We start from the raw sequence: 15332 nt of genomic DNA, 5'->3' as shown, positions 1-15332 counted from the left end.
TTGGCGATTGCCATGAGCGGGCCAGCGGGTCTAATGCGGAATCATGTCCGGGCCTGCGCCAAGCGCCAGAGCACCGGATGGCAGAACACTCTATTAGATGGGAGGACTTCATGAGAAAGCTTCTTGCCGCCTTTGCCGCCGCGACCATGCTCGCTCTGACGAGCGGGGCCGGAGCGCAGACCTATCCCGACCGCACCATCACAATGGTGGTTCCTTTTGCCGCCGGCGGGCCGACCGATACAGTGACCCGTCTCGTCGCCGAGGCGATGTCGAAGGATCTCGGTCAGCAGATCGTCGTCGAGAATGTGGGCGGCGCCGGCGGCACGCTGGGTGCCGCGCGTGTCGCCAAGGCGGAAGCCGACGGCTACACGCTGCTGTTGCACCATATCGGCATGGCGACCAGCGCCACGCTCTACCGCAAGCTCCCCTTCGACACGCTCCAGGCCTTTGAATATGTGGGTCTCGTGACCGACGTGCCGATGACCATCGTGGCGCGCAAGGATTTCGAGCCGGGCGACATCAAGAGCCTGCTCGACTATGTCAAGGCCAATAAGGACAAGGTCACGCTCGCCAATGCCGGCATCGGGGCCGCCTCGCATCTGTGCGGCATGATGTTCATGAGCGCCATCCAGTCCCCGCTGGTCACGGTCCCCTATAAGGGCACAGGCCCCGCGATGACGGACCTCCTCGGCGGCCAGGTCGACATCATGTGCGACCAGACCACCAACACCACCAAGCAGATCAAGGCCGGCACAATCAAAGCCTATGCTGTCACCTCGCCCAAGCGCCTCGACGTGCTGCCCGACCTGCCGACCGCCGAGGAAGCGGGCCTCGCGGGCTTCCAGGTCGGCATCTGGCACGGCGTCTATGCACCCAAGGGTACGCCCGCCGAAGTGACCGAGCGCTTGTCGAAGTCGCTGCAGTTGGCCCTCAAGGATCCCAATGTCGTGGCGCGCTTTGCCGAACTCGGCACCGCTCCCTCCACCGAGGCCGAAGCGACGCCCGCGGCGCTGAAGGCGAAGCTCGAAAGCGAGATCGCGCGCTGGAAGCCGGTGATCGAAGCCGCCGGCCAATACGCCGACTAAGGGTGAGTGATTGAAAGGGGTGCTGAAGGGCGCCCCTTTCTCTTCCATCGACCTGCAAGCGTGAGGAAACACGCCATGAAATCCATTCGCATCGATTCCGCCAACGGCCTGTGCGGCGCTCTCTTCATCGCCCTTGGCCTTTTCTTCGCCTACCAGTCCTGGATCATGGATATCGGCACGGCACTGCGCATGGGGCCCGGCTATTTCCCGCTGCTGCTCGCCGCCATCCTGGTGCTGCTCGGCGTCATCGTGCTCATCCAGGCGACGCGCGTCCAGGGCGAGCCCATCGGTCCCCTCGCCTGGCGCGGCATGTTGCTGATCCTCCCCGCCCCGATTCTTTTTGGCCTTACGGTCGGGGGCCTCGGCTTCGTGCCCGCCGTCTTCATCGCGGCTTTCATCGCCTCCTTTGCCAGCGTGAAAATGAAACCGCTCGCCGCCCTGATCCTTTCGACCAGCGTCACGCTCTTCTCCTATCTCGTCTTCAGCAAGGGCTTGAACCTGCCCTTCCGTGCCTTCGGCCCCTGGCTCGGCTTCTGAAGGAGAGCGCAAGATGGAACTCATCGATAACCTGATCCTCGGCTTCAGCACCGCCTCGACATTCTGGAACCTGTTCTTCTGCCTGATCGGTGTCCTGCTCGGCACCCTGATCGGCGTGCTGCCCGGTATCGGCGCCACCGCCACCATCGCCATGCTGCTGCCGATCACGTTTCAGATCGGCGATCCGGTCGCGGCCCTCATCATGCTGGCGGGCGTCTATTATGGCGCCCAATATGGCGGCTCCACCACCGCAATCCTCATCAACATGCCGGGTGAATCCTCCTCCGCCGTCACCGCCATCGACGGCTACCAGATGGCGCGCAACGGCCGCGCCGGCGCGGCGCTCGCCATCGCCGCCATAGGCTCCTTCTTCGCCGGAACGGTGTCGACCTTCCTCATCGCCCTCTTTGCGCCACCCTTGACCGCGATCGCCCTCAAATTCGGCGCCGCCGAATATTTCTCGCTCATGGTCGTCGGCCTCGTCTCCTCGATCGCACTCGCCCATGGCTCGGTCATCAAGGCGCTCGGCATGGTGGCGCTCGGCCTCCTGCTCGGTCTCGTCGGCACCGACATCTATACCGGCACGCCGCGCTTCACCTTGGGCATCAGCGAATATGCGGATGGTCTCAATTTCGTCGCGGTCGCGGTCGGCGTCTTCGGCATCGCCGAGATCCTGCGCAATCTCGAAAACGAGCATGAGCGCGCGGTGCTGATCAGGAAGGTGCACGGGCTGATGCCGACGCGCGACGATTTCCGGCGCATGGTGGCGCCCATCCTGCGCGGCACGGCGATCGGCTCGGCGCTCGGCATCCTGCCGGGCGGCGGCGCCATTCTTGCCGCCTTCGCCTCCTACACTGTCGAGAAGCGCGTCTCCAACCATCCGGAGGAATTCGGCAAGGGCGCCGTCGAAGGAGTCGCCGGGCCCGAATCCGCCAACAATGCCGGCGCGCAGACCTCCTTCATCCCGATGCTCACCCTGGGCATCCCCGCCAATCCGGTCATGGCTCTGATGATCGGCGCCATGATCATCCAGGGCATCGTGCCAGGCCCCAATGTGGTGAGCGAGCAGCCCTCGCTGTTCTGGGGCATCATCGCCTCGATGTGGATCGGCAATCTCCTGCTCATCATCCTCAATCTGCCGCTGATCGGCCTGTGGGTGAAACTGCTGACGGTGCCCTATTACATCCTGTTTCCTATCATCATGGCCTTCTGCTCGATCGGCATCTACAGCGTGAACTCCAATGTCTACGACCTCTATGCGGTCGCCTTCTTCGGCATCCTCGGCTATGCGCTGGTGAAACTGCGCTGCGAGCCGGCGCCGCTCCTGCTCGGTTTCGTGCTGGGGCCGCTGCTCGAGGAGAATTTGCGCCGCGCGATGATCCTGTCGAAGGGCGATCCCACGACCTTCATCACGCGTCCGATCAGCGCCGCCCTGCTGGCGTTGGCGCTGGCGGTGCTCATCATCGTCTTCCTGCCCGCGGTCAAGAAGAAGCGCGCCGAGGTCTTCGTCGAGGAGAGTGCGTGAGGATGCCCTCAGCCTGCCTCGGCCCGTTCCTCGAATTCCTGGATGACGCTGTCATTCGTATGCGCCAGGTGATCGGTCGACCGTATTGCTGTCACGCTTTCATATGAAAGAAAGGTACAGCGTTCCGAGAGAGGCGCTCCGCCAAGAAGCGAGAAGACGGGCCGGAGGATCTCGTTGAATACCTTCGTCCGCCTCTCCTCGGACGCAACGATGTGCAGTTTGATGTTCATATTCGGTTGCAATGCCAGCAAGTCCGCCATCCGGAGCAGTCCGGAATAGACGGCGGTCGTATGCTCGACCTCGAATGCGCGCACCATGTAACGCTGTTTCAACCAGATGACGTCGATCTGACTGACGGTCTGCATCGTGACCGAGTCATAGCTCAACGGCAAATTCTCGGAGATCGCATCCTGCAGATGGCTTACCATCAAAGCCTTGACCCGAGTTCTGTCATTAGCCGGGAGCCCGATGCTGAAGCCCATCATCGCTCCGATCTCGGCAAGCAGAGCCTGATAGCGGAACGACCGTCTTGTTTCCGGCACATCATCCTTCGCTCGCACGTCACCTTTCCCCTCGCCCACATCTTCATTGTCGGGCACAGCGACGGTGACTTCTCCATGGGGCGTTTTGACTTTCCCGCTGGACTGCCAGCGCTCCTTCAGAGGCGGTTCGTAGAAGTCCAAAACTTGGCCTGGATGGCCGTGCTCCAGCCTCCTGCGCAGGTTCAGGAGCGCCTCATCTAGATGGCGATCCGTCCACTTCCTCGTGTCGTGCGCCGGCGCCGCATCGAACGCTTCGAGAATCCGACGCCGAACACTGTTGGATGAAATTCTCTCGACGGTCTCCGGAAAAGCGAAATAGCGAATCATGTGACGGAATTGCCGAAATCCCTTTTGCGGAACGGCGCCAATCCACTCGGTAAACGCATCATAATCGCCGAATATCGCGCGCCGCGCCGCAAGTGGCCTTCCCTTCAGATCGCGCGTAAGCTCGATCAGAAACACGAATTCGTCTGCCCTGTAATTGTTGAAGCCGGGGCCAGCCGCTCCGATCCCGGCAAGTACTCCGTCCGCGAGATATACCTGGGTATCATCCAGCACGTCTCCTGATAACGCCCATATGTCGCCGATATTTTGACGCTTGGCACCTGCCTTGACATCTGAAGGAAATAGCAAAAGCGCCCATAACATCTCGGCTGCCAGATGCTGCACTCTCGTCCCATGCTTCGTGATCTGATCCTTGAGCTTGTTCATGAAACCAAGGTCCTCGGGGCTCGCCGTCCCGATGAAAGCTCCATGAAGTTCTTCGATGTCACGCGCAGTCCAGACGGCTTGCGCCGACCAGATTCCCCCGTCATTCAGCAAGCATTGTTCAATCCAAGTGCGAGCCGCTGAAAGGATCGGCGCAAGATTCCGATCCATTGTTTGCCTAGCCATGTCTGAGTAACCTTGACGAGTTTAGAAGTGTGGACGCCTGTTGCGCATCGCCCTTGGAACGCACTTTTCAGGATGTTCCGACGATGCCTGCATATCATTGCATTGATCCAACACGCGGTCACTACTGGCGCACGCCTTGATGCCCGGCGTGATCTGGCTCGGCGACGACGACAACCCTGGATATATCGGCCGCGCCTAGTTCACAGCAACGACCGCACGTCGCAATGACCCACGCGGGGATTGATGAATCTCAACGAAAAAAGGGATGGTGTTTCCACCATCCCTTTTCGATTGCAATCGGTGAGTTTCGAGAGCGCTTAGCGCTTCGAGAACTGGAACGAGCGGCGAGCCTTGGCGCGGCCGTACTTCTTGCGCTCGACGGCGCGCGGGTCGCGGGTCAGGAAGCCGTTCTTCTTGAGGATCGAGCGCAGCTCCGGCTCGAAATTGGTCAGAGCGCGGGCGAGGCCATGACGGACCGCGCCGGCCTGGCCGGAGAGACCGCCGCCGACGACGGTGCAGTCGACATCGACCTGGTCGCGACGCAGCGCCGTGACCATCGGCTGCTGGACAAGCATCTGCAGCACCGGGCGGGCGAAGTAGATATTGATCGCCTTGCCGTTGACCGTGATCTTGCCGGCACCACGCTTCACCCACACGCGGGCGATGGCGTTCTTGCGGCGGCCGGTGGCGTAAGCGCGGCCCTTGGCGTCGAGCTTGGGCTTGGCGGGCGCCTGAGCGGCCTGCGCCTGGATGGCGGCTTGGCCCAGCGCTTCACCGAGATTGGAGAGAGTTGTCTGTTCAGCCATCGTCTTAGCCTCTCAGCGTGTTCTTGGGATTGAGCGAAGCGATATCGAGCTTCTGCGGGCTCTGGGCCTCATGCGGATGGGCCTCACCCTTGTAGATGCGCAGATTGGACATCTGCTGGCGCTTCAACGGGCCGCCGGGGAGCATGCGCTTGACCGCCGCCTCGAGGACGCGGTCGGGGAACTTGCCGTCGAGGATCTTCTCGGCCTTGCGTTCCTTGATGCCGCCGGGGAAACCCGTGTGCCAGTAATAGGTCTTGTCCTTGCGCTTATTGCCTGTAAGGACCACCTTCTCGGCATTGATGACGATGATATTGTCGCCGCAATCCATGTGGGGTGTGAAAGTGGGCTTGTGCTTGCCGCGCAAACGATTGGCGATGATCGTGGCGAGACGTCCGACGATCAGCCCGTTCGCATCGATCAGCACCCACTTTTTCTCGATTTCCTTGGCTTTCGCCGAATAGGTCTTCATGATGAGTGTTCCAATGCTTGTCCGAATGGCGCGGAGATACAGACCTCGCGCGCTGAGGTCAAGAAAAACCTGCTATTTCAGGCAGATTCCGTATGTGGTACCATAATACCCGAAAATGTTGTTTTGCTGCCACAGTTTAAGCATCTGATGTGCTACCCCCTTTTCCTAACTTATTGTATTTTATAAGGTTCGAGACTTAGAGGGTGCCTGATGGTTCGTTTTGCCGTAGTTCTGTTGTTTGCCGGGGTCGTGGCCCTCGGCCCCGCTGTGGCTCAAACGCCAGCCAAGGACCAGACCCAGCTTCCGCAAAGCGAGGAACCCGGCCAGGAACCGCAGCCGGCGGCGCCGGCGGCAGGAACTGAGCAGCCCCCTGTCCAACCGCCTGCCGCGAAGTCAGGGGAAGACCTTACCCAGCCCCCTCCAGCCGATTCGGGCGATGAGACCGACACAGAAGAGTCCTCGCCGGACGATTTGAGCTACGGCGAGATACCCGATGTCACCGTCATCGAGCTCACCGACAGTATCGCCCGGCGCGCCCTCGACGCGCTCGGCCTGGTGCGCGACAAGTACAAGGACGCCAATCTCGAGAATTACGAAAGCCTGCAGGATTTCGTCGACCAGACGGATGAAGGCAAGCGCTTTGAGGCCGATCTCAAGGCGGCGGGCTTCGCCACCGTCGATGAATGGAATGTCGCCGTCACCAGCGTGAGCTTTGCCTATTCGGCCATCACCGAAAACCTCACCGACGACCTGACCGCACAGATCACCGAGATCGAGCAAGACAGCTCGCTCGCCCAGGACATGAAGGACCGGATGATCAAGGGCCTCAAGGCGATGATCCCCTCCGAAAACAACAAGAAGGTCGTGCAGGCCCTGATCGACGATCCGGCCTATGCCGAGAAGCTCAAGCTCCTCGCCGAAGAAGGCGAATGACCGGGATCCTCCAGCAGGAACGCCAGGCGGGCATAGTGCGCCTGACGCTCAACGACCCCCAAACCCGCAACAGCCTCAGCGAGGCGATGATGGCGGCGCTCGCCGACGCACTCGCCGAGGCCGGACGGGATGCTGACGCGCGGGTGATCGTCATCGCCGCGGAAGGACCCGCTTTCTGCTCCGGCCATAATCTCAAGGAAATCACCGCGCATCGGCGGGACGGCGATCACGGTGCCGCCTATTTCAACCGGCTCATGACGCAATGCGCCGAGCTGATGCAGGCGATCGTGCATCATCCCCTGCCCGTCATCGCCGAGGTCCAGGCAGTGGCGAGCGCCGCCGGCTGCCAGCTCGTCGCCAGCTGCGACCTCGCCATCGCCGCCGAACCGGCCCGCTTCGCCACGCCGGGCGTGAATATCGGCCTGTTCTGCTCAACGCCGATGGTGGCCCTGTCGCGCAACGTCACGCCCAAGCATGCCATGGAGATGCTGCTCACCGGCGACCTGATCGGCGCCGCCGAGGCCCAGCGAATCGGGCTCATCAACCGGATCGTCCCCACCCAGCTCCTGCGCGCGAGCGTCAATGAGCTGGCCGCGAAGATCGCCGGCAAGTCCAAGGCGGTGACCCGGATCGGCAAGGAGGCCTTCTATCGCCAGCTCGACATGACGCTTCCCGATGCCTATGACTATGCCGCGCGCGTGATGGTCGAAAACCTGCTGATCCAGGACGCCAAGGAAGGCATCGGCGCCTTCGTCGACAAGCGTCCGCCGCAATGGGAAGATCGTTAGCCTGCCATGGATCACGACAATTACCCGGCGGACTATATCCGCGACATCCTGCGCAACGTCAGAACCGTAGCCCTGGTCGGCGCCTCCAATAACGACGTGCGGCCCTCCTATTTCGTGCTGAAGTATCTGCTCGACAAAGGCTACGAGGTGACGCCGGTCAATCCCGGCCTCGCCGGAAAGGAAATCGTCGGGCGGCGTGTCTACGGATCCCTCAAGGACATCCCCCATCCGATCGACATGGTGGACATCTTCCGCAATTCGCAGGCTGCCGGCGTCATCACCGACGAGGCACTGGCGCTCGACCCGCGCCCCAAGGTGATCTGGATGCAGCTTGGCGTGCGCAATGACGAGGCCGCGGCGCGCGCCGAGGCGGCCGGGCTCAAGGTGGTGATGAACCGCTGCCCGAAAATGGAATACGGCAAGCTTTCCGGCGAATGGAGCTGGATCGGCGGGAATTCTGGTCTCATCTCTTCCCGCCGCCAGCGCCTCCATGAAAGCGGCAGGATGCAGAGCCTAGGGCTAGGCCTCGGCATCAAGCGCTGAAGCGCGATCACGACCTTGCGTCCGCCGACCTGCCGATTCGTTTCGCCCGCCAGCCGAGCATGAACGGCAGCACCGCGACGGTGATCGCAAGGCCCCACAGAACCAGGCTGATCCAGCTTTTGAAGAAGATCGAGACATCGCCGCCGCTGATCGCCAGGGCGTTGCGCATATTGATCTCCATCACGTCGCCCAGCACGAATCCTAAGATGATCGGCGCCATGTCGAAGCCGAGCTTGCGCAGCAGCCAGCCCGCCATGCCAATGGCGAGCATCAGATAGAGCGACAGAGCCGAAGCGTTGGTCGAATAGACGCCGACGACCGAAAGCACGAGGATGCCGGGAACCAGCAGCCAGTTCGGTATGGTTAGCACCCGCGCGAACAGATTGACCAACGGCAGATTGAGCGCCAGCAGGAAGACATTGCCGATGAACAGCGAGGCGACGAGGCCGCCGACCATTTCGGGATGCTCGCTCATAAGGAGCGGACCCGGCTGGATGTTATAGAGCATCAGGGCGCCCAGCATGACCGCCGTGGTACCGGATCCCGGCACGCCGAGCGTCAACATAGGCACGAAGGCGCCGCAGGCGGTGGCGTTGTTGGCCGCCTCCGGCGCGGCGAGGCCGCGCACGTCGCCCTTGCCGAACGTGCCCTCCCGGTCGGAGACGCGCTTCTCGGTCGTGTAGGAAATGGCGCTCGCCACCGAGGCGCCGGTGCCGGGCAATACGCCGATCACGAAGCCGATGGCAGAACCGCGCAATGTCGGCATGACACATCTGCGCAGATCGTCGAGACGCGCCACCATGCGGCCGAGCTTGCGGATCGCGCTCACCCCGGCGGACTGGTTTTCCAGGATGATGAGCGCCTCCGAGATCGAGAAGAGACCGATCACCAGCACGACGAACTCTATGCCCTCACCCAGTTCCGGCTCGCCGAAGGTGAAGCGATAGGCGCCGGAGGTCGCATCGAGGCCGATCGTGGCGAGCATCAGCCCGAGGACACAACCCATCAGCGTCTTGACCGGCTGATTCCCGACCATGCTGCCGAGCGTCGCCAAAGCGAAGATCATTAGAACGAAATATTCGGCCGGGCCGAAGCCGATGGCGAGGCTCGACAGAATCGGCGCGAAGAGCGCCAGTGCGATGGTCCCGATCACGCCGCCGACAAAGGACGAGAGGCCGCTGATGGCGAGGGCCTCGCCGGCGCGGCCTTGCTTGGCCATGGGATAGCCGTCGAGCGCGGTCATGACCGCGCCGGCATCGCCCGGCACATTGAGGAGGATCGACGAGATGCGGCCGCCATATTCGGCTCCGCAATAGACAGCCGCCAGAAGGATCATCGTGCTCTCGGGCGGCAGGCCCATCGTATAGGCGATCGGGAGCAGCAGCGCGATGCCGTTGATCGGGCCGATCGCCGGCAGCGCGCCGATCATCGTGCCGAGGAAGCAGCCGACGAGGCCGATCAAAAGATTCTGCGTCGTGAGGGCGACAGCGAAGCCGCCCCACAGATAATCGAGGTTCATACCCTATCCCTTCAAGCGAAGAGCCAGCCGACAGGCAGATAGACCGAGAGCAGCCTGACGAAGACGACCCACCACAGAAGCGCATGTCCGGCGCCGCTCAGGAGGGCCAAACGCGGCGGGGCACCGAATATCCAGGCAACTCCGGCGGTGAGCACGAAGACCGACACCGGAAACCCCGCCGGGTCGAGCAGCAGCGCCGACAGCAGCACGAGGCTCGGCACGGCGAGGGTGCGCAAAAGATGGCTGCCGCGCGGAAACGTCTCCGCTACCCCGGGCGAACGCCAGTAAAGGAGTGCCAGCACCGCCAGCGCGGAAGCCAGCACGACTGGAAAGACCCGTGGCCCCAGCGGGTCGGACGCGAAAGCATAATCGATCGTGGCACCGCCCAAGCCGAAGACGAGTGCCAGGATCAGAAGGGCGGCCGCGCCGATGCGGCCGGCCGTCCTGCCATTGCTTGTGGAATCGGCCATGACCGCGTCAGAGGCCGGCTTCCTTGGCGAGCACCTTGAAGCGCGCGACGTCGGCCTTCACCTTGTCGTCGAACGCCTGCCCGAACATATTGAACTCGAAGAGACCGCGCGCCTGGCGCTCCGTCGCGAATTCGGGCGTCGCCGACAGCTTCTGCAAGCTCTCGACCCACCAGTCATAATCGGCGGCGGACACATCCTTGCCCACGTAGTAGCCGCGCCACACGATCCAGTCGATGTCGATGCCCTGCTCGCGTGCCGTCGGAACCTCGGCGAGATCGCCCGGAAGCCTCCCGGGCGCCATTACCGCGAGAATGCGCACCTTGCCGGCATTGTGATGCTGGCCCATCTCCGCCGCGTCACCCGCTCCGACCTTGATATGACCGCCTTCAAGCGACGTCAGCACCGCACCGCCGCCTTCGAGCGCCACATAACGCATCGCCTTAGGATCCTGCTCGGCGGCCTTGGCCAATAAAGAGGCCTTCATCCAGTCCTGCGAACCGACGGCGCCACCGCCACCGACGGCGAAGTCGGCGGGATTGGCCTTATAGGCGGCCACGAGCTCACCGAGCGTCTTGTAGGGAGAATCGGCCGCGACCACCAGCACGCCATAATCGGCGCCGAGCGCCCCCAGCCATTTCACCGCGCTCTCGTCATACTGGCCGAATTTTCCCTGCGCGATCAGCAGGGCGGAGCCGGTCGACGCAGCGGTGATCAGATTGCCGTCCGATCCACGCTTGCCGATCACATGGTTGTAGGCGACCGCGCCGACGCCACCCTCCATATAAGTGACCTGCATCGGCGTACCTATGATCTTCGTGGCGAGCAGCGAATTGGCGGCCAGCCGGCATGTAAGATCGAAGCCGCCGCCAGGCTTCGCGCCGGCCAGGCATTCAGGCTTGGCCGGCTCGGCGACGACGGCTCCGCCGGCCGCGGCAAGCACCAGCAGCGCCGCAGCCGCGGCGCGCATCAGATTCAACGTCATTATTTCCTCCCAGAACGAGATTGAAGAGCTCTCGCCGACGTTGCAGAGCGACGGCGTCACCAGCGCCGCCAATCGAGTTAGCGCGCTTGCAACAGCACCAGTCGGTGCGCGTCGCGTCATCGGCTTGTTGTTGGCCCGCCCCTTGTTCCTTCTCGGCGGCGGACAGGTACACTGTGGCACGCGAAACTGTCACCGCGCTGTCACGGCCGCGCCATGTCGCGAAAAGATGCCGCTTGAAGCCTCAAATGCCACATGCGAAGTTTCGTCGATGCGCATTCTTCTTGTCGAGGATACGCGGGATGTCGGCGAAGCGATCGCCCGCCGCTTCAAGGCCATCGGCCATTCGGTCGATTGGGAAACCAGCGGCGCCGCCGCGGCGGATATCCTCAATTCCACCGGCTATGACCTGATCATCCTCGATGTCATGCTGCCTGAACTCGACGGCTTCGAGATACTTCGTCGCCTGCGCCGGGCGAAGAGCCCTGCCCCGGTGCTCGTGCTCACCGCGCGCTCCGAGATCGAAGACCGCGTCGAGGCGCTTGATCTGGGTGCGGACGATTATCTCGTGAAACCCTTCGATTTCCGCGAGCTCGAGGCCCGGGCACGCGTCCTGATGCGGCGCCATGCCGGCGAGACTACCAACATCATCCAGTGCGGCGATATCATACTGGACCGTGCCAGCCGTTCGGCACGTATCGGGCGGCGCGAGATCCAGCTGAAACGGCGCGAAATCTCGCTGCTCGAAATCCTCGCCAGCCGGCCTGGCCGGGTCTTCAGCAAGGACGAACTCCTGGAGAGCCTTTTCGGCTTCGACGAGGATGTCAATCCCAACGCCGTCGAGCTCTATATCGGGCGGCTGCGCAAGAAGCTGGATTGCGCCAAGGCGCGGATCGTCACGCTGCGCGGCGTCGGCTACCAGCTGGTCTCCGATGACACGGAGTGATTCATCGCTCTTCACGCGGCTGGCGGTACGTGTCGCCGTCGTGCTGTGCATCGGCGCCACGGCGCTGGTCAGCGCCGCCTGGTATTACGCGCGCGCCGCGGCCGACGATGCCTATGATCGCGTGCTGACCGGCGCCGCCTTGCAGTTGGCCGACAGCCTCACCGTCGATGCGGGCCAGATGATCGTCGACCTTCCCGCCTCGGCCTTCGAGCTGCTCGGCCTCGCCGAGCGCGATCGTCTGTTCTATCGGATTGTCGACACCGAGGGAGCAACTCTTACCGGCTATGCGGATCTGGCGGAAGACAGCGATCTGTCCGCGGTCCGCACCGAACCGGTCCTGCGCAATGGCAGCTATGCGGGCGATCCGGTGCGCATCGTCGTCATCGCTCGCGCTTTCTCGGATCCAGCACTTTCAGGCTGGGCGCATGTGATCGTGGCCCAGACCACCGAGGCGCGAGAAGCCCTCGCCGCCGAGCTCACCACGCGCGCGGTCTTTCTCGTCCTCGTCATGAGCCTCATGGCGCTGGCCGGTGCGGCGTTGGCGATCCGTTATTCGCTGCAGCCGGTCTGGCGCCTCGGCAATGCGCTCAACAATCGCGACTCGCATGACCTCAAGCCGATCGAGGTGGACATGCCGCGCGAAATGCGCCCCTTTGTCGGTTCAATCAACCACTTCATGGGACGCCTCGAAAGACGCGTGTCGCTGCTCGAGCGCTTCATCGCCGATGCCGCTCACCAGATCAGAACGCCTTTGACGGCATTGACGGCGCAAGTCGATCTGCTTGGGCAGGATCGGCTGAGCGCCGATGCACGCCAGCATCTCGAGCGTGTGCAGCAGCGCGCCCAGGAGCTTGCCCGGCTCACCAACCAGCTCCTGAGCCATGCGATGGTGATCCATCGCGCCGATGCCGTAAGACTGGCCCCGGTCAACCTCGCGGACATTGCGAGGCGCGCTTTCCGCGCCGCCGTTCCCATCACGCATTCGCCCGACATCATCATCTCCTTCGAAGCCGACGAAAGCGATCCAAAGGTGCTGGGCGACGCCGTCAGTCTGCGCGAGGCCATCGCCAATGTCATCGACAATGCCCTACGTCACGGTACCCTTTCGCGTCTGGAGGTCAGGGTGTCGAGCAAGGACGGAACAGCCTCTGTCGAAGTGGAGGACGACGGTCCCGGCATCCCTCCCGAGGCCTGGGAAGGCGTGACACAGCGTTTCGCCACGACGCGGCACAATGGCGGCGCGGCGGGTCTGGGCTTCTCGATCGCCGCCGAGGTCGCCGCGGCCCATGGCGGGACACTCACCTTCCGAGAAAAGGGCGCGCGCGGATTCACCGTCGTTCTGGCCCTGCCCCTGCTTTCCGGCGATGGAGACCGAGCATGAGAGATGTTGCATTCTTCCTATGGCTCACGCTGCTCTGCATTCCGCTGGCCGCGACGGCGCAATCCCTCACTGACAAGCCCGTCGTCTTCCCTGCCCGTGCGACGTCCTCGGCGACGCTCGACATCCATGCCGCGACGGACCTTCCGGCGATGGAGCCCCTGATCCGCGATTTCCAACTCCTGGCGCCCGAGATCACCATCAACTACTTCGAGTATGTTACCAACGACCTCTACCGCGCCGCCGCCGAGGCTTGCCGGACCGGCCGCTTCATGGGCGACATCCTGCTCTCCTCCTCCGTCGACCAGTTGATCAAGCTCGCCAATGACGGCTGCGCGACACCGCACAGCTCCGCCGAGACGGCGCGGGTGTCGCGCTGGGCGAACTGGCGCGACGAAGTCTTCGGTTTCACTTATGAGCCCTCCATTTTCGTCTACGACTCGCGCATGGTGCCCCCGGAGGATGTTCCGCGCTCGCACGCCGCCCTGGCGGAGCTCCTGCGTCGCCGAATCGATTTCTATCGCGGGCGCATCGGCACCTATGACATCAGACTATCCGGCATCGGCTATCTGCTCGCCTACAGCGATGCGCGTCAGACCACGACCGTCTATGGCCGCCTGCTCGAAAGCATGAGCCGGGCCGATGTCGTCACGCGCTGCTGCAACAGCGAGATCCTCGACCAGATCGCTGGCGGGCAACTCTATATCGGCTACAATATACTGGGGTCCTATGCCTATGCGGCGATGCTCAGAAACCCGGATCTCCGCATCGTGGTGCCGGAAGATTATACGCTGGTGCTGCGCCGCGGCGCGCTGATCTCGAGGGCGGCGCCCAACATGGCCGCGGCCGCGCGATTTCTGGATTATCTTCTGTCGGAACGCGGTCAACGCGTGTCGCGCGAGAAAGCCTTCTTCTTCGCCGAGGACGAACCGTCGCCCAAGGGTGTTGATGGTCCCGAGACATTGAAGGAATCAGGGGTGGCGCGTCCCATCCGCATCGGCCCCTATCTGCTTGCCGCCCAGGATCAGCAGCAGCGACAGCGCTTCATCGCCGACTGGACGGACGTGCTGTTCGGCTCCGCGCCCGGATCCGGCGGAGCGCAAGAGTGAATCGCCTTCGCCCCGGCCGGATGGGAGGATATGCGGCCGGGGGAAGGCCTCGCCGTCCCTAACATCTGACATCTTACATCTTGATAAACTTGCCGTCCTTGATCTCTACTTTCTTCACGCTCGCATCATAGGAAGATTTGAGCGCGCCCATCCGCACCTCGCAGCCTTTGGCGCAATCATAATTGCCCGTGGCGTTGGCCTTGAGAACCACCTTCTCCGGCTTGCCGCCCATCGGGGTGAGCATAAAAGTATGGCTCGTCTTGTCGGCGTTGGTTACAGTGAGCGCGCTGGCCGTGGTGATCGAGGCGGCCAGAGCGAGGCCGGCCAAAGCTAGGATACGCATATTCATTTCCAATACTCCTTCAATATGTCAGTGCAGTCGAGGTCAGGCAGATACGAACTTGCCGTCCTTGATCAGGACCTTGTGCGCCTTGCCGTTGAAATGCGCCTTGTGGTCGCCGAGCTGCAATTCGCAGCCCTTGCTGCAGTTATAGGTGCTCGTATGCTGCGCTTTGACGACGATCTTATGCGCCTTGCCGCCGTCGGGCGTCGCCATGACGGCATGATTCGTCTTGTCAGTGTTGACAATGCTCAGAGCGTTCGCCGATGTGACGGTTGCCGCAAGCGCGAGCGCCGCCGCAACGAGAATATGACCTCTCATAGTGGATCTCCAATGTTGGCGATTTGGGTTTGTGGTCGGTCGCGGCAGGAGCCGAGGCGGTGGAAAGCGGGCCCACCCGTCGCGCGCAAGCAGTCATATGGCGTTCTGATGGCCATTCCAGACAGGCGGTTTTGGGCGCCGCCTGCGA

The 15332-nt window shown here is 62.7% G+C and carries 17 protein-coding genes; 9 read left to right on the top strand and 8 right to left on the bottom strand.

The window, feature by feature from the left end:
• Positions 1-110: 110 nt before the first annotated feature.
• From G5V57_RS26380 to G5V57_RS26370, 3 genes are all read left to right on the top strand, one after another.
• On the top strand, positions 111-1085 hold the full coding sequence (locus tag G5V57_RS26380) for a tripartite tricarboxylate transporter substrate-binding protein (RefSeq protein WP_165170964.1): 975 nt from the start codon (positions 111-113) through the stop codon (positions 1083-1085).
• 75 nt (positions 1086-1160) lie between these two features.
• Positions 1161-1622, top strand: a complete 462-nt coding sequence (locus G5V57_RS26375; protein WP_165170962.1) for a tripartite tricarboxylate transporter TctB family protein — start codon at positions 1161-1163, stop codon at positions 1620-1622.
• Between the two features lie 13 nt (positions 1623-1635).
• Positions 1636-3147 (top strand): tripartite tricarboxylate transporter permease, encoded by a 1512-nt coding sequence (locus G5V57_RS26370; protein ID WP_165170960.1) that lies wholly within the window; start codon positions 1636-1638, stop codon positions 3145-3147.
• Positions 3148-3155: 8 nt separating this feature from the next.
• Here the strand turns inward: G5V57_RS26370 and G5V57_RS26365 are convergent, their stop codons facing one another.
• From G5V57_RS26365 to rplM, 3 genes are all read right to left on the bottom strand, one after another.
• Positions 3156-4400 (bottom strand): hypothetical protein, encoded by a 1245-nt coding sequence (locus tag G5V57_RS26365; protein ID WP_165170958.1) that lies wholly within the window; start codon positions 4398-4400, stop codon positions 3156-3158.
• 500 nt (positions 4401-4900) lie between these two features.
• Entirely contained in the window at positions 4901-5389 is a 489-nt protein-coding gene (gene rpsI / locus G5V57_RS26360) for a 30S ribosomal protein S9 (RefSeq protein WP_165170956.1), read from the bottom strand.
• Positions 5390-5393: 4 nt separating this feature from the next.
• Positions 5394-5858, bottom strand: a complete 465-nt coding sequence (gene rplM, locus G5V57_RS26355) for a 50S ribosomal protein L13 (protein WP_210256113.1) — start codon at positions 5856-5858, stop codon at positions 5394-5396.
• Positions 5859-6068: 210 nt separating this feature from the next.
• Here rplM and G5V57_RS26350 point away from each other — a divergent pair, with 210 nt between their 5' ends.
• The 3 genes from G5V57_RS26350 to G5V57_RS26340 are packed head-to-tail and all read left to right on the top strand — an operon-like array spanning position 6069 to position 8122.
• Complete coding sequence (locus G5V57_RS26350) at positions 6069-6791, top strand: hypothetical protein (RefSeq protein WP_165170954.1); 723 nt, start codon at positions 6069-6071, stop codon at positions 6789-6791.
• Positions 6788-7579 carry an enoyl-CoA hydratase gene (locus tag G5V57_RS26345; RefSeq protein WP_165170952.1) on the top strand — a complete coding sequence of 264 codons (792 nt, stop codon included), beginning with the start codon at positions 6788-6790 and terminating at the stop codon, positions 7577-7579. The genes G5V57_RS26350 and G5V57_RS26345 overlap by 4 nt, the downstream gene beginning before the upstream one ends.
• Before the next feature lie 6 nt (positions 7580-7585).
• Positions 7586-8122 (top strand): CoA-binding protein, encoded by a 537-nt coding sequence (locus G5V57_RS26340; RefSeq protein WP_165170950.1) that lies wholly within the window; start codon positions 7586-7588, stop codon positions 8120-8122.
• 7 nt (positions 8123-8129) lie between these two features.
• On the opposite strand, the gene G5V57_RS26335 is transcribed toward G5V57_RS26340, so the two are convergent.
• Genes G5V57_RS26335 through G5V57_RS26325 form a run of 3 tightly spaced genes read right to left on the bottom strand, consistent with a single transcriptional unit; the run spans position 8130 to position 11093 of the window.
• The gene (locus tag G5V57_RS26335; protein WP_165170948.1) at positions 8130-9641 is read right to left on the bottom strand and encodes a tripartite tricarboxylate transporter permease; all 1512 of its coding nucleotides are present in this window, start codon (positions 9639-9641) and stop codon (positions 8130-8132) included.
• An 11-nt stretch (positions 9642-9652) separates the two neighbouring features.
• Positions 9653-10111 carry a tripartite tricarboxylate transporter TctB family protein gene (locus G5V57_RS26330; RefSeq protein WP_165170946.1) on the bottom strand — a complete coding sequence of 153 codons (459 nt, stop codon included), beginning with the start codon at positions 10109-10111 and terminating at the stop codon, positions 9653-9655.
• Positions 10112-10118: 7 nt separating this feature from the next.
• Positions 10119-11093, bottom strand: coding sequence for a tripartite tricarboxylate transporter substrate binding protein (locus G5V57_RS26325; RefSeq protein ID WP_165170944.1), 975 nt, complete (start codon positions 11091-11093; stop codon positions 10119-10121).
• Positions 11094-11361: 268 nt separating this feature from the next.
• Here G5V57_RS26325 and G5V57_RS26320 point away from each other — a divergent pair, with 268 nt between their 5' ends.
• Genes G5V57_RS26320 through G5V57_RS26310 form a run of 3 tightly spaced genes read left to right on the top strand, consistent with a single transcriptional unit; the run spans position 11362 to position 14523 of the window.
• Positions 11362-12036, top strand: a complete 675-nt coding sequence (locus G5V57_RS26320; RefSeq protein ID WP_165170942.1) for a response regulator transcription factor — start codon at positions 11362-11364, stop codon at positions 12034-12036.
• Positions 12023-13417: a sensor histidine kinase gene (locus tag G5V57_RS26315; protein ID WP_165170940.1), complete on the top strand. Its 1395-nt coding sequence runs from the start codon at positions 12023-12025 to the stop codon at positions 13415-13417. The genes G5V57_RS26320 and G5V57_RS26315 overlap by 14 nt, the downstream gene beginning before the upstream one ends.
• Positions 13414-14523: an ABC transporter substrate-binding protein gene (locus G5V57_RS26310; RefSeq protein ID WP_165170938.1), complete on the top strand. Its 1110-nt coding sequence runs from the start codon at positions 13414-13416 to the stop codon at positions 14521-14523. Before G5V57_RS26315 ends, G5V57_RS26310 begins: the two co-directional genes overlap by 4 nt.
• Before the next feature lie 73 nt (positions 14524-14596).
• Here G5V57_RS26310 and G5V57_RS26305 read toward each other — a convergent pair whose 3' ends face one another.
• The gene (locus tag G5V57_RS26305; protein ID WP_165170936.1) at positions 14597-14872 is read right to left on the bottom strand and encodes a hypothetical protein; all 276 of its coding nucleotides are present in this window, start codon (positions 14870-14872) and stop codon (positions 14597-14599) included.
• A 36-nt stretch (positions 14873-14908) separates the two neighbouring features.
• Positions 14909-15184, bottom strand: a complete 276-nt coding sequence (locus G5V57_RS26300; protein WP_165170934.1) for a hypothetical protein — start codon at positions 15182-15184, stop codon at positions 14909-14911.
• Between the last annotated feature and the right edge of the window lie 148 nt (positions 15185-15332).

Source organism: Nordella sp. HKS 07, assembly GCF_011046735.1.
In the GTDB taxonomy this organism is placed as follows: Bacteria; Pseudomonadota; Alphaproteobacteria; order Rhizobiales; family Aestuariivirgaceae; genus Taklimakanibacter.
This window is presented reverse-complemented; position numbering and strand designations above follow the sequence as displayed.